Raw genomic sequence first — 18,616 nt, forward strand, 5'->3', positions numbered from 1 at the left:
GCGGTGCGCCGTCGAGCTACCAGTTCAGCAGCTCGTCGGCGCGCAGCACCTCGCTCGGCACCGCGAACGCCGCCACCAGGTCGCCGGCCAACGGGCGCACCTTGCGACAGAGATCGTTGATCTCGGCGGTGATCGCCTTCGAACGCTGGGCGGTCAGCCGCCCGTGCTCCATGAACCAGGCTCGATCCGCCTCGATCACCGAGAGCGCGTGCAGGTCGACCAGCAGCCCGAGCGCCACCTTGTTGTCGCCGTCCGGCATCGCGGCTACCTTCTCGATGAAGGCGTCGAGGACGAGCCGTTCGACGTGGGCGCGGCCAGTGGCGATCACGTGGTCCTGGACCCGGGAGAAGACCTCGCCGGCGTCCATCCCGTCGTCGACGCCACTCTTCAGCCGCCGCGCGACGCCACTGACCAGATGCTCCTCGCGGAACCGCAGCATCGCCTGCTGGTAGTTCGGGTCCAGCAGGCCAGCCTCCTGCGACCATTCGTCGCCCCCGGGCAGCAGGTCCTTGACCCGTTCCAGCAGCTTGTGGACGTTGGTCCGCTCGATCACGGTGTCGACCGCCATCGAGGTGACGAACTTGACCATGCCGAGCTGGTCAAGGTCGGAGAACTCCGAGGAGTAGCCGGTCAGCAGCCCCTTGGCGACGAGCTGGATCAGCACCGTGTTGTCGCCCTCGAAGGTGGTGAAGACGTCGGTGTCGGCCTTGAGCGCGGCGAACCGGTTCTTGGCGATGTAGCCGGCCCCGCCGCAGGCCTCGCGGCACTCCTGGATGGTGGCCGTGGCGTGCCAGGTGCCCAGCGCCTTGGTGCCGGCCGCCCGTGACTCCAGGGCCCGGCGGGCGCCTTCGTCGGCGTCGACACCGGAGAAGACGTCGCTGAGCCGGTCGACCAGGACCTCCTGGGCGGCGTGCAGCGCGTAGGTGCGGGCCAACAGCGGGAGCAACCGGCGCTGGTGCTGGCCGTAGTCCAGGAGCAGCTCCTCGTCGCGCTCGTCGCCGGTCGCGAACTGGCGCCGCCGGTTCGCGTAGTTCACAGCGATGGTGAGCGCGACCTTGGCGGCGTTGACGCCCGCACCACCGACCGAGACCCGACCGAGGACCAAGGTGCCCAGCATCGTGAAGAAGCGCTTGTTGACGCTCTCGATCGGCGAGGAGTAGGTGCCGTCGGCCGCGACGTCGGCGAACCGGTTCAGCAGCGCGGTGCGCGGCACCCGGACGTCGTCGAACCAGAGCCGCCCGTTGTCGACCCCGTTGAGCCCCATCTTGAGACCGCAGTCCGCGACCCGGACGCCGGGCAGCACGGTCTCGCCGTCACGGATCGGCACCACGAAGGCGTGCACGCCGTGCGACTCCTCGCCGACCACCAGCTGCGCGAAGACCACCGCCAGCTGGGCGTGCCGAGCGGCGTTTCCGATGTAGTCCTTGCGGGAGGCCTCGTCAGGGGTCCGGATCACGAACTCTTCGCTGGCCGGGTCGTAGGTGGCCGTCGTCCCGAGCGCCTGCACGTTCGAGCCGTGCCCCGACTCGGTCATCGCGAAGCAGCCCATCAGACTGCCGTCGGCGGCACCCGGCAGGTACGCCTGGTGGTGCGACTCGGTGCCGAGCTGCTGGATGGCGCCGCCGAAGAGCCCGAACTGGACCCCGATCTTGACCAAGGCGGAGAGATCCCCGAACGCCATCGTCTCGAAGGCGGCGACCGAAGCGCCGACGTCACCGGCCCCGCCGAACTCCTTGGGCAGACCGAGCGCGGTCTGACCGGTGGCCGCGATCTCCACCACCACGTCTCGGACCCGGTCGCGGAACTCGTCGCGGCCCATCGTCTCGGCGTCGAGCAGCAGGCTGCTGTGCCGCGCCAGATTCTCCCGGACCAGGCGCCGGACGTCGGCGTATCTCCCGTCCAGCAAGGCGGTCACACCCGCTACGTCGATGGTCGGCTGTCGGTACGCGCTCTCGTCGCTCGCCATGACGCGAGGCTACCGGGCGCGCTCCAACCGGGGACGTCAGCCGTGCCGCACCTTGACCGAGTTGGAGACCTTCTTGGTCGCCTTGTCGACGACGCGCCACTCGATCGAGCCGGTCTTGTAGGTCTCGACGTAGGTCGAGAAGGTCTCGTTCGAGACGCTGACGTCGACCGGGAAGCCGGTCCAGGCGCCGCCGTCGATCCGGTACTCGACGTCGAGCACGCTGCCCTCGCCACCGGGGTAGATCCCGGAGAGGTAGAGCTTCTCGCCGGGGGCGACCTCGAAGGCACCCTGGGAGAGGGTGATCTCCTTCTTGTTCTTGGCCGGCTTCTCGTTCTGGCTCGGCTCGTCGCTGGCGTCGTCGCTGGCGTCCGGGGAGGTCGTGAAGGTCTCGTTCTGCGACGGCGCGAGGGTGACCAACGGCCCGGACTCGGCCTCGGTCGGGACCGGGTCCGGCATGATCAGCGATGCGCCGCCCTGGCCGGTCGAGTCGGCGGCAGCCTCACTGGCATCCCCGAGGCCGACCACCTTGGTGGCGACGACGGCGCCGAGCCCGCCCAGGATGCCGACGACGATGGCCACGGTGGCCAGGGCTACCAGGCCGTTGGTGACCGGGTTCTCCTCGTGGTCGGACACTTCGAGACGCTCCCTGAGGGCGGGTGGACATGACTGCGGACCATTCTTGCAAAGGAGTCCGCATCCGGCCGCTTCCTCACCAACTTCGACGGCTCGGCCCGCCCTCGGCGTCAGGGCTCAGAAGCCGCGGGTCCAGACCATGTCGTCGACCAACCGGGCCGAGCGCCAGCCTTGCTCGGTACGGACCATCGTGTGGTGGTAGTAGCCGCCGACCTCCCACAGCTTCTCCGTGCCGTCGGGAGCCCGCGAGACCATCGGGTTGGTGAAGTAGGCGGTGACCTCGGCCCGGTCCGCGCCTTCGAAGGTGATCGAAACCTGTCCGATCAGGTGCTGGTACCGGTCGAAGCCGGCCATCCCCTTCTCGATCCAGCCGACCACCTCACTGGGCGGCCCGACCGGTCCACCGACCACCGAGTAGTCGAGGACGGCGTCGGCGGTGAAGACGTCGCGGTGCAACGCCTCCCAGTTCCGGGTGTCGACGGCGCGGGTGTAGCGGGTGATCACGTCGGTGATCTCGATCCGGTCTGCAACCTCGGTCAGTTCCATCGGGCTCTCCAGATTTGGGTGTGTCAACGGTCGGGATTCACCCTTTCAGAGATTTGGAACACGTTCTACTGTGACCGTCATGCGATTCACCTACGCCGAAGCGATGACCCGTGCCGAGCTCTACGCTCCGCTTGCCCAGGCAGCCGAGGCCGCCGGGTACACCTCGATGACCGTTGCCGACTCCCTGATCTACCCCAAGGAGTCGGATTCGCGGTACCCCTACACCGACACCGGCGACCGGGAGTTCCTCGAGGACAAGGAGTTCATCGAGACGATGATCTTCTGCGCCCACGTCTTCGCCGTCACCAAGACGCTGCGCCTGACGCCGTTCGTGCTCAAGCTGCCGGTCCGTCCGCCGGTGCTGATCGCCAAGCAGGCCGCCTCGGTCTCCTTCCTCTCCAACAACCGTCTGACCATGGGCGTCGGCCTCTCGCCGTGGCCCGAGGACTTCGTGGCGATGGGCGTGCCGTGGGAGAAGCGCGGCAAGCGGATGGATGAGTGCATCGACATCTTCCGGGGCCTCACCACCGGTGAGTTCTTCGAGTACCACGGCGACTTCTACGACATCGCCGAGATGAAGCAGACCCCCGCCCCGACCGAGCCGATCCCGCTGCTCGTCGGCGGCCACAGCGACGCAGCGCTGCGCCGCGCCGTCCGCAAGGGCGACGGCTGGATGCACGCCGGTGGCGACGGCGAGGAACTGGACCGCCTGCTCACCCGTCTGGCCGAGATCCGGGCCGAGGAGGGCGACACCCGCGACGACTTCCAGATCCACGTGATCTCGACCGACGCCTACAGCGTCGACGGCATCAAGCGCCTCGAGGACAAGGGCGTCACCGACTGCATCGTCGGCTTCCGGGTGCCCTACATCAAGGGTCAGGACACCGAGCCGCTCGAGGTCAAGGTGGCCGCCCTGGAGCGGTTCGCCAACGGCGTCATCGCGAAGGTCAACTGAGACGATGGCCGAGCAGGTGCAGCAGTCTCCCGAGACCCTGGCCGCAGCCGAGCTCCTCTCGAACGGCGCCCAGGCGTTCGCGGACGCCGTCCGCGAAGCTGATCGTCTGATCAACAACCCGCCGTTCGAGGTCACCCCTGCGGAACTGGCGGAGGGTCACGAGTACCTCGCCGGAAGCATCCGCTCGGCCATCCAGATGGCGTTCGACTACGACGTCGAGCACCCGGTCCTGATCAACCCGACGCACCAGTACGCGCGTCAGGGCTTGGACAACCCGGATGCCATCTACTTCAACGCCTACCTGACCGAAGGCGCCAGCTACGAGGTGAGCGGGGTCCGCGGCACCACCGCGGACCTCTCCTTCCAGATCATGGACGGCGGCTACTCGGCCGAGGGTGCGCCGACCAGCGTGGCCGCCTTCGACGACCGGAGCCTCGACGTCGCCGAGGACGGTTCGTTCAGCTGGACCTTCGGTCCGGAGCTGGGGCTCAAGAAGGGCGCCACCCTGATCATCCGGGAGGTGTACAGCGACTGGATGACCGAGGAGCGCGGCACCATCCGGATCCAGCGCCTGGACACCGCCGGCGTCCCGCGGGCGCCGTTCGCCCCGGCACCGATCGCCAAGCGGTACGGCGTCGCTGCGAAGCTGCTGACCGGGCGGATCCCGACCTGGTACGCCTTCCCGCAGTGGTTCACCTACAAGGAGCCGGTCAACACGCTCACCGTGCCGGCCTCGACCCCCGGCGGACTGGCCAGCCAGTTCTCCTCGATCGGGCACTACGACCTGCGCCCGGTCGACGGCGTCGAGCAGGCGATGATCGTGACCGTGCCGGCCTGCGACGCGGCGCCGTACCAGGCGATCCAGATCGGGTCGCGGTGGTACGTGTCGACCGACTACGAGCACCGGCAGAGCTCGATGACCCGCGCCCAGTCGCAGGTCGACGAGGACGGCATGATCCGTTACGTGATCGCCGCGAAGAACCCCGGCATCGCGAACTGGCTCGACACCACCGAGCACCCGCTCGGCGTCACCATGCTGCGCTGGCAGCGGGTCGCGCGCGATCTCACCGCCGACGACGGCCCCCGGGTCCAGGTGGTCCCCTTCAACGAGGTCGTCCAGCACCTGCCGTACTTCGAGCAGAACAAGATCAGCGACTCCGACTGGACCGCGCGCATCGAGCAGCGCCAGGTCGGCATCGCCCGCCGGATGATCTCCTAGCCCGAGGGCTCATAAATAGCCCCCCAGGGCACACAAATGGCGCGCGAGAGTGTTTTCTCGCGCGCCATTTGTGCACCCTCGGGAGAAAAGTGTCAGAGTTTTGACACGAATGAGACAACCCCTCGACGGGGAACTGCAACAGGTTCTACTGTGACCGGCATGACTCTTCTTACCGACAAAGTTGTCGTCCTCTCTGGTGTTGGTCCCGGCCTCGGGCGGTCGCTCGGCGAGGAGGCCGCGAAGATGGGCGCGGATCTGGTGCTGGTCTCGCGTACCGAGAAGCGCCTCAAGAAGATGGCGGAGGTCGTCGAGTCGTACGGCCGTCGGGCGCTGATCGTGCCCACCGACATCACCGACGAGGAACAGCGCGCTGCGCTCGTCGAGAAGGCCGTCGCCGAGTTCGGCAAGGTCGACTGCCTGATCAACAACGCCTTCGGCATCCCCCCGATGGAGCCGATCAGCACCCTCGAGCTCGACACCCTGCGTGCCGCCCAGGAGACCAACGTCTTCGCGCCGCTGCGCCTCTCCGCCCTCTTCGCCGACGAGCTCGCGAAGACCAAGGGGTCGATCGTGATGCTGAACTCCTGCGTCGTCCACCACTCCGACCCGATCTACTCGGGCTACAAGCTCTCCAAGGGCACCCTCAAGCACCTCGCCTCGTCGCTGGCCACCGAGCTCGGGCCGCGCGGTATCCGGGTCAACTCGATCGCGCCGTCCTACATCTACGAGGACGTCAACAAGGCCTACTTCGACTGGCTCGCGAGCGAGTCCGGCCGCACCCACGAGGAGGTCTACGCCGAGAAGGCCGCCCCGACCGACCTCAAGCGCCTTGCCACCGCCGACGAAGTGGCCCGCGCCGCGCTCTTCTTCGCCAGCGACCTGTCCTCGGCCGTCACCGGAACGATGCTGAACGTCGACTGCGGCGAGTTCCACGACAACTGATCTCGACAAGCTCGATCACCGGTGAGCGGTGGTCGAGCCGAGCCCCGCAAGTTGTCGTGCACCAATAGAGACAACTGAGAGAGGAACACCCATGCCCCGCGAACGCGCCGACGTCGGCAGCTTCGACGACATTGCCGCAGCGGCGGTCCGAACCACCGGACTGACCGACTTCGGCGGGACCGAGCACGAGGAGGGCCTGCGCCTGCTCGTGGACGACCTGAATGCAGAGACCGCCGGGCTGACCGGCGTCGGCAACTACATGCAGCGCTCCCAGGTGAAGAGCGCGTTGGTGGGTCGCCTGCTGAGCCAGCAGGGGTTCACCGACAACCCCGGGTACGCCGACGTCGGGATCGAGCGCCCGATCTTCGTGGTCGGGCTCCCCCGTACCGGAACCACCGCGTTGCACCGACTGCTGACCGCCGACCAGCGGCACCAGGGTCTGGAGGTCTGGCTGACCGAGTTCCCGCAGCCGCGACCGCCTCGGGAGACCTGGGAGGCGAACCCGATCTTCGCCGGGATCAACGCCGCCTACTCCGCACACCACGTGGAGAGCCCCGAGTTCATGGGCATCCACTACATGGATGCGACCAGCGTCGAGGAGTGCTGGCGGATCCTGCGCCAGGCAGGCATGTCGATCGGCTTCGAGAGCCTGGCTCACGTGCCGCGCTACGCGGCATGGCTGGCCGAGCAGGACTGGACGCCGGCCTACCAGCGACACAAGGCGAACCTGCAGCTGATCGGACTGCACGACACGGACCGCCGCTGGGTACTCAAGAACCCCTCGCACCTGGCCGCACTGGACGCGCTGATGGCGGTCTATCCGGACGCGTTGATCGTGCAGACCCACCGCGACCCGGTGGTCTCGATCGCGTCGGCCTGTTCGCTCTCCGCCGAGGCGACCGAGGGCTGGTCGACGACGTTCGTCGGCGAGACGATCGGCCGCACCCAACTGGACATGTTGTCGCGCTCGCATGCGGCGTTCGCGAAGGCTCGGACGAACTACCCGGCCGCGCAGTTCATCGACGTCGACTACCAGGAGTTCGTCGCCGACCCCGTGTCGACCACGCGCCGGATCTACGACACGTTCGATCTGGACTGGAACAGCCAGGTCGCTGCGGCGGTCGAGGAGATGGACGCCGAGTCGCGACAGGGCGGCAAGCGGCCCGCGCACCGCTACTCGCTAGCCGACTACGGGCTGAGCGACGCCGAGGTCCGCGCCGCCTTCTGATCACACGATGGCCGCGTGAGCGGGTCGTGGCGTGAAGCCACGACTTGTTCACGCGGCCATCCACAGTCGCTTCGCGGCACACCGTCGTTCGCGGCGAACCGCTCCTAGCTTCGCCGCATGAGCGACATCGATTTCGACCATGACGCAGTAGCCAACTACCCCCGGCCGCTGCACTCCGTTGCCACGAGGCTTGCTGCGGCAAGCACTCTGCCGTCACCTGACGTCGGCGTCTCCACCACGCTGACCCGCACCGCGGTCACCGAGATCTCGACCCAGTGCGCGGCTCTGGGAGCCGGCTTCGACGACCTCTGTGGCGCGGTCCTCTTCTGTCTCCGGCTCTACCCCGAGACGGACGGCGGGATCGCGCTGTTCCTGGACCTTCAGGCGAAAGAGGCGCTCTCATGAGCATCTCCCTGGTTCTGGACGGCGACCCGGAGGGTTGCGATCAGGCGGCCGCGGCGCTGCGGAGTTTGGCCGATGCACTCGACGATGGCGCCCAGGTCGCGGCCACGGTCCGGACCCGCTCCACCGAGGACTGGGCCAGTCCCGCCGGAGATCGGCTTCGCACCGTCTGCACCCGCCACCTGTCGACCAGCGACCGGCTCCGCGGCACCTGCCGCGATCTCGCGCTACGGCTCGGCGCGCTCGCGACGGCGCTGCGCGAGGCGGGAGCGGAGCTGCTCCATGCCCGGGCGATAGCTCGCAAGGCCGGGATCAGCGCCGACACCGCGTTGCCGACGTTCGAGGAGGCGCAGCCCCTGAACGAGGCTCGGGCCACCGCACTGGACCATGCCGTCGCCGTCGCGGCGCGGGCTCGGGAGATCGAAGCCGAGGCCCATGCGGACTACGCGGAGGCCGTCACCGCGCTGCTCCACGCGTTGGCCCCTCCCCCGGCGGTTGAAGAGCCTCACGAACGTGGCTCCGTGCTCGGCACTCTGGGCGACCTCCTCCCGGATCTTCCCGCGCCGAACCTGCCGTCGCTTCCCGACCTCCCGGATCTGCCCGACCTCCCGGGTCTGCCCGACCTACCGGATCTGCCCGACCTACCACGGATCGACCTCTCCCGGCTCGCTGCGCTGGCCGAGGAGACGGCAGGCCCAGGCCTCCTCGATCTCCCCGGCGACTCGATCCTCGACCGTCTCGTCCGCGCCGCCACGCTCCCCGGCCTGGAGGCCGGCGGCGCACTCGCCGGGCTGGCCCTCTGTACCCGGGCCCGACTCCCCAAGTCCTTGCTCGCCGCCTGCGCCGAGACCGGCGGCAGCGCCGGCTCCTGGATCGGGCGCAAACTGTCGGAGCGCAACGATGAGCAGTGAACCCACCTTGCAGATCCCGCCCCGCTGGGTCTCCACTCCCTCCACCACCCCACGCGTCGACCTGCTGCTTGCGGCGGACTGGCTTCCCGCCAGTGGCTTCCGGCCACGGGCGATGGTGGCCCACGATCCGACCGCGGCGTCGTTGGCCGAGTTTCAGAGCCAGTTGATCTCCACCTACCTGGCCGCGCTCGGCGAGGCCGATCTGGAGGAGGCGGAGATCTACCCCTGCCCGGCCCGGGAGATGTCCTATCTGAGGCTCTGGCATCGCAACGACGGCTACGACCTGATGACCGAGGCCCGGACCTGGCTGGTCGACGGCGTCGCCTGGACCATCGCCGCCACCGTCGAGCACACCGACTATCCGGACTTCGCCGACCTCTTCGATGAACTCCTGCTGAGGTTCCCCGACGACGAGTAGCAGGCCAGGTGCGCGACCTGCGCAGGCACCCCACCCCTGGGTGTCGGACCGCCATGACAACCTGAGCGTCCGTCCACCACGTCACCTCGGAGGTCCCGTTGTCCCGCGCCGATCGACCACGCCAACCAGCCGTCTCTCCGTTGGCGCTCGGCGACCTCACCGCAGGGGATCGGGACGATCTGCGAGCGCGCGCCGACCTCGAGGGCGAGCTCTTCACCGAGTTCTCCTCCCCCAGCCTCTCCCTGACCGGGGCCAGGATCGACATGTGCCGCCTCGAGTCGATCCAGGCGGACGCGCTGGACCTCGGCGGGTCGCGGCTGACGGAGGTCAGCTGGGTCGACCTCGACGCACCGGCGACCAAGGCCGCTCGGTCGCAGTGGCGCGAGGTCGAGGTCAGCGGTCGGATCGGCTCCTTGGAGGCGTACGACGTCGACTGGCGTGGCGTCCACTTCGTCGGCTGCAAGATCGGCTACCTGAACCTCCGCAACGCCGCACTGCTCGACATCAGGTTCACCGACTGCCAGATCACCGACCTCGACCTGGTGGAAGCAACCGCACGTCGGGTGGCGCTCAGCGGGTGCCGGATCGGCCAGCTGACCGTGCACGGTGGCGACCTCTCGGACGTGGACCTGCGCGGCAGCGCACTGGAGTCGATCTCCGGGATCCGCAGCCTCGCCGGGATCACCATCGACTCCGAGCAACTCCAACTCTGGGCGCCGCTCCTGGCAGCCGAGCTGGGCATCGACGTCGTCGACTGACCCGCTCAGTCAGCAATCAGCGCAACAGTCCCTCACGCCGTGCGATCGCAGCCGCTTCGGTACGGCCCGCGGCACCGAGCTTGGCCAGGATGTTCGACACATGCACGCTGACCGTCTTGGTACTGATGAAGAGCTGCTTGCCGATCTCACCGTTGCTCCGGCCCTGCGCGACGAGGTCGAGGATCTCGCGTTCGCGCGGCGTCAACGGCTCCACACCACGCTTCAGCACGTTGCGCGAAGCGCTGGGCCGTTGGCTCTGCCCACCGAAGGCGCGAAGTTGATCCAACAGCACGGTGGCACCCAGCTTCTCTGCGGTCGTCCGCGCCTGCTGAGCGAGCTCCCGGGCCACGGCGGATTCGCCGGCGGCGCGGAGCACCTCGGCGGCGCGCAGCTGCGAGGTCGCCGTCTCGTAGGGGTGGCGCAAGATGGCGAACGCGTCGATGCTGTCCTCCCACGCGCTCACCAACGCGGGTAGATCAGGCGCCGAGATCCCGGCCAGCCAGTGCACGCGCAGCGTCTCGGCTCGGACCCGCTTCGCCCAGGCCTGGCCCTCGGGGCCCCAGAAGCCGCCGGCCTCGCGCTGGTGCTGCACCACCTTGGCACCGACCTCGGACAACCGATCCGCCTCGGCCACCAGCCGTTCCCGCTGCTCGGCGCTCTGCTCGCCCATCGTGTGTGCCACTGCGCCGATGGTGACCGCACAGAGCCGCACCCGGGCCTGGAACAGTTCGCCCCAGTTGGGCGCGAGCACCTCGAGCACCTTCCGCTCCAGCGCCAGCGCCTCGTCGGGCTTCCCGGCCAGTCCGGCCTCGGTGATCTCGACCGGCGCTGCCGCGATCGCGATCATCCCCTCCTGCTGCCACAGCCAGTGCAGCCCCTTGAGCCGGGCGCGCTGTGGGACGCCGCGCGCCGAGAGGACCGCCGCCTGCCAGCTCACCAGCAGAGCCTCAGGCACCAGTGGCGGGGCCTGCCCGCCCATGTCGGTCAGTTCGAGGACGCGGTCCCACCGCCCGGCGAGGTAGGCCACCTGGGCGTGCTGCAGCCGGGCGTCGAAGGCGTAGGGCGCCCACGGGATGCCGTGGACGCCGGCGCGTTGGCTGGCGCGACCGAACGTCTCTTCGGCCTCCTCGAAGAGGCCCCGATCCTGGTAACCGCGACCGAGCAGGAAGAGCGCCCGCAGCTCGGCCCCCAACGCTCCGGAGGCGAATGCCCTCGACGCGCTCGCCTCCAGCGCTGCGGCCAACTGGTCCATCGGCACCTCGCGGTCCAACCCGACCAGAGTCGTGGTCGCGTCGGAGACCGTCTTCGGCAGGTTGTTCGTCTCGGCCAGGGCGAGCGCCTCGGTGGCCACTTCACGCGCCTCGGTCGGCATCCGGAAGGAGAGGATCCGCGCCGTCAGAGCGAGTAGCTTCGCGCGTTCGCGCGAACCGTCGTTGGGGATCAGCGCCTGTCCGGTGCGCAGGTGCGCCTGCCAGTCGGTGTCGTTGTCGTTGAGCAACGCGGAGTAGGCGAGCTGGAGGTGAAGCTGGGCGGCGACCACCGGGTCGACGTCGCCGTCGAGCTGTTTGATGTGCCGGTCCAGCAGTTGTTGCGCGCGGGTCGCGTTCCCACTGTCGACCAGGGCATCGGCAGTCTTGAGAACCAGTCCCGAGACGTCGACGTCACCGCGGTGGTTCGGGTCGGCGGCGATCTCCAACGCATGTTCGAAGTGGTGCGCCGCCTCGTCCGGGCCGCCCACCGCCATCGCCTCGTCACCGGCCCGGATGCTCGCCTTCAACGCGGTGCCCAGGTCGAGTGCGGCCCGAGCGTGACGGGCCAGCTCGGCTGCGGTACCTGGCGCCGCGCCGCTGCTCAGCGCCTCGGCGTAGGCGGCATGCAGCCGCACCCGTTCGCCGGGCAGCAGGTCGTCGTAGACAGCTTCGGCCAAGAGCGCATGACGGAACGCGTACCCGTGCCGCCCGGCAGCAACCACGACATGGGACTCGACGGCTGCGCGCAGACCCTGCTCCAGCGCCACGTCGTCGAGCCCACTCGCTGCGGCCAGCAACTCGTGCGAGACCCGGCGTCCGGCCGCCGACATCACCCGAACCACCTGGCGGGCCTGGTCGTCGAGGCGGTCCAAGCGGACCAACAGCAGGTCGGCCAGGTCGTCGGGGACACCGGCCCCGGCCCCGGCCTTGGCGGCGCCGACCAACTCCTCCACGAAGAAGGCGTTGCCCTCGGCGCGGTCCACGATGCCGGCCAGATCGAGTTCGGTGATCGGTTCGGGGTGGAGCTCCAACGCCATCTGCCGCACGGCAGCGTCGTCGAGCGGGTTGAGCTGCATCCGGCCGACCCCCGCGATCCGGGTCCAGGCCGCGACCTTGGCCCGCAGCGGGTGCCGGCGGTGCAGATCCTCGCCGCGATAGCTGACCACCATCGCGACCGGCTCGTCGAAGGGGCGCGAGCAGAAGAAGCTGATCAGGTCCAGGGTGGAGGAGTCGGCCCAGTGCGCGTCCTCGATCACCACCAGCAGCGGACGCTCGGCGGCGGCTGCCGCGAAGAGCGCGTGCAACGCCTCGAAGAGTTCGGCCCGGTCGACGGCGGTCCGCTCGTCGGCGTCGTCGCTGAGCACCCGGCGTCCGGGCTGCAGGCGGGCCAGTCCGGGGTGCAGTGCGCCGATCCGCTCAACCACCTCGGGCGAGGAGCTGGCCAGCCGACCGAGGATCTCGGAGAAAGGAAGGTACGGGAGGGCACTGTCGCCGAAGTCGAGGCAGTGGCCGGCCGCCACCTGCCACCCTTGGGCGAAGGCCCGGTCACGCAGCTCGGTCAACAGCCGGGTCTTGCCCACCCCGGCGTCACCGGCCAGCAGCGTGATGTGGAAGTCCCGACGCGCAGCAGACCCCGGCGAAGTGATCGCTAACATCGAGCTCAGTTCATCGAGCTCGCGATCACGTCCGACCAGGGTCTGTTGAGAGCCAGCAGCTGCCACGGTCTCCATGATGCCGGTAGTCGCACCAGGAGGCCCAGAAGGCCGCGCAGCGGCGAGGCTCAGTTCTCGCCTTCGAGCGGCAGCGGGCGGCTGACGGGCCGCGCGTAGTTCTCTTCGTTCCGCTTGCGACGCGAGATGCCCCACGTGTTGCGGACACGCTCGGCGCGGTAGGCAACCTCTGCGCGGGCCAGGTAATCGTTGTGACTCATGGTGTCTCTCCCATCTGAACTCGTCTGAACTAGTCGATGAGACGACTGTGCCTCCCTGAGGTAGGGCCACACATGAGGAGAGTGCCTTAGGTAGGCCGTTCAGGTGCCTCAGATGAGGGTGACCGCGCTCATACCGGCCGGCCGCGGCGCCAGGTCTGGGCCACCAACGGCACCCCGGGCCGGTAGGCCAGGTGGATCGCGGACGGCGCCGCGAGGACCGCGAAATCGGCTCGCGCGCCGACTCTGAGGTGGCCCACGTCGTCGCGACGTAGGGCCTGCGCGCCGGTCTCCGTGGCGGCCCGCAGTGCCTCGATCGGAGTCATCCGCATCTCGCGGACCGCGAGCGCCACGCAGAACGGCATCGAGGAGGTGAAGCTGGACCCAGGGTTGCAGTCGGTCGCCAGCGCGACCCGGACGCCGGCGTCGAGGAGGCCGCGGGCCTCAGGCCACGGCGACCGGGTGGAGAACTCTACGCCGGGCAGCAGGGTGGCGATCGTGCCCGAACCGGCGAGCGCGTCGATGTCGGGCGGCGTCAGGTAGGTGCAGTGGTCGACGGCGGCCAGGCCCAATTCACAGGCCAACCGGACGCCGGGGCCGGGGCCGAGCTGGTTGGCGTGCAGCCGACCCGCGAGCCCGGCCCGGTGGCCCGCCGCCAGCACCGTGCGCGCCTGGTCGACGTCGAACGCGCCGTGCTCGCAGAAGACGTCGATCCACCGGGCATGCGGAGCCGCGGCGGTCAGCATCGGGCCGGTGACCAGGTCCACGTAGTCGTCGGCGCTGATCCCGTCCGGCACCACGTGCGCACCGAGGAAGGTGGTCTCGTCGGTGATCTGACGGGCGATCGCCAGCGAACGGGCCTCGTCCACGACGCTCAACCCGTAGCCACTCTTCACCTCCAGCGTGGTGGTGCCCTGGCTCTGCATCTCGCCGACCAGCCGCGCCAGGTTCGCCGCCAGCTGCTCGTCACTCGCGGCCCGGGTCGCCGCGACCGTGGACCGGATCCCCCCTGCCTGGTAAGGCTCTCCGCTCATCCGGGCCGCGAACTCGGCGGATCGGTCACCGGCGAAGACGAGGTGGGAGTGGGAGTCGCAGAAACCAGGGATCACCGCGGCTCCGCCGAGGTCGACGGCGGCATCGGCGGCAGGGGCCTCGCGGGCCGGTCCGTGCCAGGCGACCCGGCCGTCGACGACCAACAGGGCGGCGGCGTTGCGCTGTGGGAGGTCCTGGTCCCAGGTGGTGAGTTCACCGATCCCCTGGAAAATAACGGAGTTCACGCCCACGCCCTCTCGATCGCGCCGTCCAGGCGAGCGCCCAGGCCGTCGCGTACAGCAGGGATGTCGTGCCATCGACCGTCGACCATCACGGCAGCCACATCAGCACCGGTGGCGGCGAAGACCCCACCGGCGAGATCCTTCCCGGAGCCAGCGGTTCGCGGAGAGGCCGGGTCGATGATGACCAGGTCCGCCCTCGCCCCGACGGCGATCTCTCCGGCGTCGTCGAACCCCAGACTGGCTTGGGAGTGGGCGGTCGCGGCGGCCAGCAGTTCGGCGGGCCGCCAGAGGCCGCGCCGCTGGGTGGCGAGCCGTTCGTTCATCTCCAGTCCACGCATCTCCTCGAACATATCGATCACCGCGTGGCTGTCGGTACCGAGCGCCATCCGCACGCCAGCGGCCGCCAACTCCCGGCCCGGGCCGATCCCGTCGCCGAGGTCCCGCTCGGTGGTGGGACAGAAACAGACGAACGTGTCCGCGCGCCCCAGCATGCCGACGTCATCGCTGGTCAGGTGGGTGCCGTGCACCAAGGTGCTCTGCGGGCCGAGGGCACCGGCCGACGCCAGGACCTCGGTAGGCGTCAATCCCCAAGCCACCAACGCCTCGTCGTTCTCGGCGACCTGTTCGCTCAGGTGCACATGGAGCGGCATCCCGCGCGCGGCCCGGACCACGGTGCCCATCTGGTCGCGCGGCACGGCGCGCACCGAGTGCAGGGCGGCCCCGATCCGCGCGGTGTCGGTGCTGCGCAGTCGGCCCAGCCGCTGCGCCCAGCTCTCCGCGTCGCCGTCGCTGAAGCGGAGCTGTACTCCTTCGGCGGGCCGACCGATGCCCGCGGTGAGATAGCAGGTGTCGAGCAGGGTGATCCTGATCCCGACCACGGCAGCGGCCTCGATCAAGGCTTGTCCCATCGCGTTCGGGTCGTCGTAGCGGACGCCGCCGGGGCCGTGGTGGAGGTAGTGGAACTCGCCGACCGTGGTGATCCCGGCGCAGAGCATCTCGGTGTAGGTCGCCACCGCGAGTTCGTGGAGCCGGTCCGGGTCGAGCCGCTCCGCAAGGCGGTACATCTCGTTGCGCCAACTCCAGAAGGTGCCGGTGCGTTGGGTCCGTCCGCGCAGTGCACGATGGAAGGCGTGGCTGTGCGCGTTCGCGAAGCCGGGCAACGCCAGCCCCGGCACGGTCTCGACGTTCGGATCTTCAGCTCCCGCGGTCACCGCGGTGAACCGGCCGTCGGTGATCTCCACCAGGACGCCGTCGAGGGTCTCGCCAGCCACCACCGCGTGTTGCAGCAGCAGTCTCATCGGTGGGTCCCCGCCATCGCCAGCAACGTCTGCGCCAAGGTCTCGACGCCGACCAGCGCGTCGGCGGTCTCAGCGAATTCCTCGGGGGCGTGCGAGATCCCGGTCGGGTTCCGCACGAAGAGCATCGCGGTCGCGATCCCCACGCTCGCCAGCACCCCCGCGTCGTGCCCGGCCTGGGTGGCCAGCACGGGGAGCCGTCCGGTGGGACGTGCGGCGACCCGCTGGACCAGGTCGGGGTCGAACTGCACCAGCCCGCTGTGCGACTCGGTGGTCAGCTCCAGCACGGTGCCGTCGCGGGCGGCGCGCTCACGGCCCTGACGAAGCACCGCGTCGACCAGGTCGGCGAGAGCCTCCTCGGTCGCGGCCCGGGCATCGAGCCAGGCCCGCACCTGGCGCGGCACGGCGTTGGTGCTGCCCGGTTCGAGCTCGACCCGGCCGAAGGTCGCCCGTTGGCCACCGAGCCGGGCCTGCTTGTTGGCGGCGAGGGCGGTCATCGCGAAGGTGAGCATCGGATCGTGGCGTTCGTCCATCGCCGTGGTTCCGGCGTGGTTGGCCTGCCCGGTGAAGTCGAAGCGGTAGCGGCCATGCGGCCAGATCCCGCTGGCGACGCCGACCGGCGCGTCGAGGAGCGCCAGCTCCCGCCCCTGCTCGACATGGAGCTCGACGAAGACGGCGACGTCGTCGAGCAGGGTGGAGGGCGCCAAACCCAGTCCGTGCTGGTCGAGGACGTCGACGAGTCCGGTCCCGGCTCGGTCCCGCAGCACGGTGGCGGCACCCTCGTCCAGCGCACCGACCGCCCATCTCGAGCCGAGGCACGGGAGCCCGAAGCGGGACCCCTCCTCCTCGACGAAGACCGCGATCCCCAGTGGGCGCGCCGGGAGGGTCCCGTTCTCCCGGATCAGGTCGAGGGCGGCAAAGGCGGAGACGACGCCGAGTGGTCCGTCGAAGGCACCGCCGTCGGGGACCGAGTCGAGGTGTGAGCCGGTCAGTACGCCGCGGCCGGTGGCGCCGTCGGGACGCCACCACGCCACGGTGTTACCGATCGCGTCCTGCTCGATCTCCAGGCCGCGGTTGCGCGCCTCCTCCAGGAACCAGGCCTGCAACTCACGTTCGGCGGTACCGAACCCCTCGCGGCGGTAGCCACCGCCGACGGCGGCCAGGCCGACCGGTGCGAGGTCTCGCCACATCTGTTCCCACCCCATGCAGCACAGTCCACTCTGGGGCCGGGCTCGCGGTCAACGGGGAGCCCCGTCGTTCAAGTCTCAGATACGAGACTTAACGCGATCTATACGCGATGCCTCTGGTCAGCCGCCGAAGTTTCCACGATGGACGACCTGGTCCACGCCGCGCCGCGACCGCCGCACCGACGACCCCACCACGCCGTCGCGCTCCGGGAGATAGCCCACCGTGATCGCACCGACCGGGGTGTAGCCGGCCGGCACCCCGAACTCCTCGCGGAACGCGTCGTGGCGGGTCGGGGGAACCCCGAAGAAGCAGGCGCCGACGCCCTCGTCGACCGCCGTCAGCAGGATCAGCAACGACGCCATCGCGGTGTCACAGTGCCAGTACGGGACCGGCCAGCGCGCCTCATCACGGTCCGTCCAACCCTTGTCCGGCTCTGCGTAGCGGTCGAGGTAGGCGTCCTTGTGCGAGAGCGGCACGATCACCACCGGCGCGGTCCGCATGCCGTCGAGCCACGGGTTGCTGGCCTCTGGGTTCGGGGAGGTGGAGCGCCAGAACCGGGCGACGTCCTCGGGAGTGTCGAGACGCAGGAAGGCCCACCCCTGGCTGAACCCGGCGCTGGGTGAACGCACCGCGTGCTCCAGCATCCGATCGACCACGGGGGGCTCCACCGGCCGCGGGTCATAGGCCCGGACCATCCGACGACGGCGCACAACGTCACGAAACTCCATGCCCTGATCATGCCGTGCCTGGCCGGTGACGCCCGAGATGCCACCGGCCAACAAGGCATGCCCCGTCCTCATCCCCGGGCCTTGGCCCGGCTAAACCCCGTCGCCTAGGTTTTCCTTGTGATTCCTCGTCCCGCGACCTGGCTGCTCTCCGTGCTCACCTGCCTCCTCCTGCCGGTGGCGTTGACCAGCGCCTGGTTCAGCGCGGTGGTCACCGACACCGACCGTTACGTCGAGACCGTCGCGCCGTTGGCCGACGATCCGACGGTGACGACGGCCGCCGCGACCCGGTTGACCGCAGCCACCCTGCTGGCGATCGGATCACCCGCGGCGCAGCGTCCCGAGGTCCGTACCGGCGTCCGCCGTGCCGTGGCCGAGGTCGTCGGCAGCAGCCAGTTCCCGCCGGTCTGGAAGAGCGCCAACAAGATCGCCCATCAGGAACTGGTGCGGATCATGGACGGCGACCGGATCGTGGCCGGCGACCGGATGCGGATCGACCTCGCGCCGCTGGCCGACTCGGTCACGGCAGCACTGCTGCGCGAAGGGGTCAACCAGCGACTCGACCTCAGTAATCGCGACCTGACCGTCGAGGTCGCCGGAACCGAGGAGCTGGAACAGGCCCAGACCGCGTGGCGGGCTCTGGGCGTCGCCGGTTTCTGGCTTCCGGTGGCCTGGGGCCTGCTGGCGATCATCACCCTGGTCACCGCCCGGCGGCGACTGGCCACCCTGGGCGGTCTGGCGATCGGTTCGCTGCTCGCCCTCACCGTGCTCTGGGCGGCGGTCGCGGTCGGCAGGCAGGTGGTCGCCGACAACTCCGACGAGATCGCCGTCACCGTCTGGGACGTGGTGACCTCGAGTCTGGAACAGACGATCCTGATCTCAGCCGCGGTGGCGGCCACCGTGCTCCTGGCCCGGGTGGCGGTCGGTCTGGGCATGTCGAAGCGCCGGAGCAGCCCCGAATTCTGACCGCACGGCAGTA

The 18,616-nt window shown here is 69.5% G+C and carries 18 protein-coding genes; 9 read left to right on the forward strand and 9 right to left on the reverse strand.

What is annotated here, in order from left to right:
- Window positions 1-16: 16 nt before the first annotated feature.
- From ACLM5J_RS03080 to ACLM5J_RS03090, 3 genes are all read right to left on the reverse strand, one after another.
- Complete coding sequence (locus ACLM5J_RS03080) at window positions 17-1,966, reverse strand: acyl-CoA dehydrogenase (protein ID WP_413654536.1); 1,950 nt, start codon at window positions 1,964-1,966, stop codon at window positions 17-19.
- Between the two features lie 36 nt (window positions 1,967-2,002).
- Window positions 2,003-2,599: a hypothetical protein gene (locus ACLM5J_RS03085; protein ID WP_413654538.1), complete on the reverse strand. Its 597-nt coding sequence runs from the start codon at window positions 2,597-2,599 to the stop codon at window positions 2,003-2,005.
- A gap of 117 nt (window positions 2,600-2,716) precedes the next feature.
- Complete coding sequence (locus ACLM5J_RS03090; protein ID WP_413654540.1) at window positions 2,717-3,145, reverse strand: nuclear transport factor 2 family protein; 429 nt, start codon at window positions 3,143-3,145, stop codon at window positions 2,717-2,719.
- A gap of 79 nt (window positions 3,146-3,224) precedes the next feature.
- Here ACLM5J_RS03090 and ACLM5J_RS03095 point away from each other — a divergent pair, with 79 nt between their 5' ends.
- The 8 genes from ACLM5J_RS03095 (at window position 3,225) to ACLM5J_RS03130 (ending at window position 9,978) form a co-directional block, all read left to right on the forward strand.
- The gene (locus tag ACLM5J_RS03095) at window positions 3,225-4,100 is read left to right on the forward strand and encodes a TIGR03619 family F420-dependent LLM class oxidoreductase (protein ID WP_413654541.1); all 876 of its coding nucleotides are present in this window, start codon (window positions 3,225-3,227) and stop codon (window positions 4,098-4,100) included.
- A 4-nt stretch (window positions 4,101-4,104) separates the two neighbouring features.
- Window positions 4,105-5,319: a hypothetical protein gene (locus ACLM5J_RS03100; protein WP_413654543.1), complete on the forward strand. Its 1,215-nt coding sequence runs from the start codon at window positions 4,105-4,107 to the stop codon at window positions 5,317-5,319.
- A gap of 159 nt (window positions 5,320-5,478) precedes the next feature.
- On the forward strand, window positions 5,479-6,261 hold the full coding sequence (locus ACLM5J_RS03105) for an SDR family oxidoreductase (protein ID WP_413654544.1): 783 nt from the start codon (window positions 5,479-5,481) through the stop codon (window positions 6,259-6,261).
- A gap of 91 nt (window positions 6,262-6,352) precedes the next feature.
- The gene (locus ACLM5J_RS03110; RefSeq protein ID WP_413654545.1) at window positions 6,353-7,489 is read left to right on the forward strand and encodes a sulfotransferase family protein; all 1,137 of its coding nucleotides are present in this window, start codon (window positions 6,353-6,355) and stop codon (window positions 7,487-7,489) included.
- A gap of 117 nt (window positions 7,490-7,606) precedes the next feature.
- Window positions 7,607-7,894 carry a hypothetical protein gene (locus tag ACLM5J_RS03115; RefSeq protein WP_413654547.1) on the forward strand — a complete coding sequence of 96 codons (288 nt, stop codon included), beginning with the start codon at window positions 7,607-7,609 and terminating at the stop codon, window positions 7,892-7,894.
- Window positions 7,891-8,802, forward strand: coding sequence for a hypothetical protein (locus tag ACLM5J_RS03120; RefSeq protein ID WP_413654549.1), 912 nt, complete (start codon window positions 7,891-7,893; stop codon window positions 8,800-8,802). Before ACLM5J_RS03115 ends, ACLM5J_RS03120 begins: the two co-directional genes overlap by 4 nt.
- Entirely contained in the window at window positions 8,792-9,220 is a 429-nt protein-coding gene (locus ACLM5J_RS03125) for a hypothetical protein (protein ID WP_413654550.1), read from the forward strand. Before ACLM5J_RS03120 ends, ACLM5J_RS03125 begins: the two co-directional genes overlap by 11 nt.
- A gap of 98 nt (window positions 9,221-9,318) precedes the next feature.
- Window positions 9,319-9,978, forward strand: a complete 660-nt coding sequence (locus ACLM5J_RS03130) for a hypothetical protein (protein ID WP_413654551.1) — start codon at window positions 9,319-9,321, stop codon at window positions 9,976-9,978.
- A gap of 16 nt (window positions 9,979-9,994) precedes the next feature.
- On the opposite strand, the gene ACLM5J_RS03135 is transcribed toward ACLM5J_RS03130, so the two are convergent.
- From ACLM5J_RS03135 to ACLM5J_RS03160, 6 genes are all read right to left on the reverse strand, one after another.
- Window positions 9,995-12,958 carry a helix-turn-helix transcriptional regulator gene (locus ACLM5J_RS03135; protein ID WP_413654552.1) on the reverse strand — a complete coding sequence of 988 codons (2,964 nt, stop codon included), beginning with the start codon at window positions 12,956-12,958 and terminating at the stop codon, window positions 9,995-9,997.
- 50 nt (window positions 12,959-13,008) lie between these two features.
- Window positions 13,009-13,158 (reverse strand): hypothetical protein, encoded by a 150-nt coding sequence (locus ACLM5J_RS03140; RefSeq protein ID WP_413654553.1) that lies wholly within the window; start codon window positions 13,156-13,158, stop codon window positions 13,009-13,011.
- A 128-nt stretch (window positions 13,159-13,286) separates the two neighbouring features.
- On the reverse strand, window positions 13,287-14,432 hold the full coding sequence (gene hutI / locus ACLM5J_RS03145; RefSeq protein WP_413654555.1) for an imidazolonepropionase: 1,146 nt from the start codon (window positions 14,430-14,432) through the stop codon (window positions 13,287-13,289).
- Window positions 14,429-15,727: a formimidoylglutamate deiminase gene (locus ACLM5J_RS03150; protein WP_413654556.1), complete on the reverse strand. Its 1,299-nt coding sequence runs from the start codon at window positions 15,725-15,727 to the stop codon at window positions 14,429-14,431. Before ACLM5J_RS03150 ends, hutI begins: the two co-directional genes overlap by 4 nt.
- On the reverse strand, window positions 15,724-16,929 hold the full coding sequence (locus ACLM5J_RS03155) for an allantoate amidohydrolase (protein ID WP_413654557.1): 1,206 nt from the start codon (window positions 16,927-16,929) through the stop codon (window positions 15,724-15,726). Before ACLM5J_RS03155 ends, ACLM5J_RS03150 begins: the two co-directional genes overlap by 4 nt.
- Before the next feature lie 102 nt (window positions 16,930-17,031).
- Window positions 17,032-17,640, reverse strand: a complete 609-nt coding sequence (locus ACLM5J_RS03160) for a nitroreductase family protein (RefSeq protein ID WP_413654558.1) — start codon at window positions 17,638-17,640, stop codon at window positions 17,032-17,034.
- 117 nt (window positions 17,641-17,757) lie between these two features.
- Here ACLM5J_RS03160 and ACLM5J_RS03165 point away from each other — a divergent pair, with 117 nt between their 5' ends.
- On the forward strand, window positions 17,758-18,603 hold the full coding sequence (locus tag ACLM5J_RS03165) for a hypothetical protein (protein WP_413654559.1): 846 nt from the start codon (window positions 17,758-17,760) through the stop codon (window positions 18,601-18,603).
- Window positions 18,604-18,616: the final 13 nt, after the last annotated feature.

Source organism: Nocardioides sp. Bht2 (genome assembly GCF_047308515.1).
In the GTDB taxonomy this organism is placed as follows: domain Bacteria; phylum Actinomycetota; class Actinomycetes; order Propionibacteriales; family Nocardioidaceae; genus Nocardioides.

Bases quoted from the DNA above. Each gene is read 5' to 3' on its own strand.
- ACLM5J_RS03100 (WP_413654543.1), top strand. From the start codon at position 4,105: ATGGCCGAGCAGGTGCAGCAGTCTCCCGAGACCCTGGCCGCAGCCGAG.
- ACLM5J_RS03155 (WP_413654557.1), bottom strand. From the start codon at position 16,929: ATGGGGTGGGAACAGATGTGGCGAGACCTCGCACCGGTCGGCCTGGCC.
- ACLM5J_RS03095 (WP_413654541.1), top strand. From the start codon at position 3,225: ATGCGATTCACCTACGCCGAAGCGATGACCCGTGCCGAGCTCTACGCT.
- ACLM5J_RS03080 (WP_413654536.1), bottom strand. From the start codon at position 1,966: ATGGCGAGCGACGAGAGCGCGTACCGACAGCCGACCATCGACGTAGCG.
- ACLM5J_RS03135 (WP_413654552.1), bottom strand. From the start codon at position 12,958: ATGGAGACCGTGGCAGCTGCTGGCTCTCAACAGACCCTGGTCGGACGT.
- ACLM5J_RS03105 (WP_413654544.1), top strand. From the start codon at position 5,479: ATGACTCTTCTTACCGACAAAGTTGTCGTCCTCTCTGGTGTTGGTCCC.
- ACLM5J_RS03160 (WP_413654558.1), bottom strand. From the start codon at position 17,640: ATGGAGTTTCGTGACGTTGTGCGCCGTCGTCGGATGGTCCGGGCCTAT.
- ACLM5J_RS03150 (WP_413654556.1), bottom strand. From the start codon at position 15,727: ATGAGACTGCTGCTGCAACACGCGGTGGTGGCTGGCGAGACCCTCGAC.
- ACLM5J_RS03110 (WP_413654545.1), top strand. From the start codon at position 6,353: ATGCCCCGCGAACGCGCCGACGTCGGCAGCTTCGACGACATTGCCGCA.
- ACLM5J_RS03125 (WP_413654550.1), top strand. From the start codon at position 8,792: ATGAGCAGTGAACCCACCTTGCAGATCCCGCCCCGCTGGGTCTCCACT.
- ACLM5J_RS03090 (WP_413654540.1), bottom strand. From the start codon at position 3,145: ATGGAACTGACCGAGGTTGCAGACCGGATCGAGATCACCGACGTGATC.
- ACLM5J_RS03140 (WP_413654553.1), bottom strand. From the start codon at position 13,158: ATGAGTCACAACGATTACCTGGCCCGCGCAGAGGTTGCCTACCGCGCC.
- ACLM5J_RS03120 (WP_413654549.1), top strand. From the start codon at position 7,891: ATGAGCATCTCCCTGGTTCTGGACGGCGACCCGGAGGGTTGCGATCAG.
- ACLM5J_RS03115 (WP_413654547.1), top strand. From the start codon at position 7,607: ATGAGCGACATCGATTTCGACCATGACGCAGTAGCCAACTACCCCCGG.